The sequence below is a fragment of the Vibrio sp. 10N.222.46.A1 genome, assembly GCF_041473595.1.
Classification (GTDB): domain Bacteria; phylum Pseudomonadota; class Gammaproteobacteria; order Enterobacterales; family Vibrionaceae; genus Vibrio; species Vibrio tasmaniensis_A.
In genome coordinates this window covers 1-997 of record NZ_JBFRSN010001080.1, presented here as the reverse complement: position 1 = coordinate 997, position 997 = coordinate 1, and the positions used below count along the sequence as shown (strand labels likewise).

At 43.4% G+C, this 997-nt stretch carries 1 protein-coding gene; it reads left to right on the top strand.

Annotation, left to right across the window (positions count from 1 at the left end; genetic code table 11):
• Positions 1-159: 159 nt before the first annotated feature.
• The coding region (locus tag AB4496_RS23950; protein ID WP_372132259.1) for a LysR family transcriptional regulator at positions 160-997 on the top strand (838 nt) is incomplete at its 3' end.

Below are 997 nucleotides of genomic sequence, written 5' to 3'. Positions count from 1 at the left end.
GTAACAAATTGCTAAATACACAAATACGTACTCTTTACTGGAAATTCGTGACAAGGGTTGGAATACTGGTAAATAGTGCAACGAATTGACGTAACGCAAACATTGATCTCACTATTACGTATAAATTAGATGAGATTGTAAACAAATGTGTCTGGATTTATGAAATTAGATGATTTAAACCTCTTTCGACTTGTCGTTGAAAATGGGAGCTACACCGCAACATCACGCAAGACTATGATTCCGGTTGCGACCATTACACGACGCATCCAAGCCTTAGAAGATTCACTAAACCTAAGACTTCTCAATAGACACGCGCGTAAACTCTCTTTAACAGAGGCAGGCGAACGTTTCTTCAACGAATGCTCTCCGTTACTGCAACGTCTATCTTCTACTGCAGAAGAACTGACTGACGTTTGTAAAGGAGCTTCCGGTAAGATTCGCATTACGGCACCCTCAAACCTGACCAAGCGCATGATGATGCCGATGTTCAGTGAATTCATGACTCAATATCCTGATATTAATATTGAGCTGATGATGAACAACCAAGCCGATCAGCTTGATCCAACCGAGTGGGACGTGATTTTCAGAGTAGGTCCACAACGTGATTCAAGCCTAATCGCTCGAAAAATCAGTGAAGTAAAAGATATTCTTATCGCAAGTCCTGACTACCTAGCGAAGAACCCGGCACCAAGTCATGCAGAAGAGCTCGCGAATCATTCGCTACTTAAAGGCTATCCGCTGATTAAGTGGCAGCTGAGTAATTCAAATGAAGAGACTGTGGTGAATAGCGAGAAAGGCCGTTTCAACGCGAATGCGCTCAATGTCGTGAGACAAGCATGTTCAGAAGGCCTTGGTATCACCCTAATGCCCGACGTTATGATCCGCGAATACATTGAAGATGGCAGCTTAGTGCAAGTCTTAGAGGACTGGAGCGCTAACCCTCGTGATATTTACATGCTTTACAACCACAAAGACCACCTGCCAGAGAAGGTTAGAT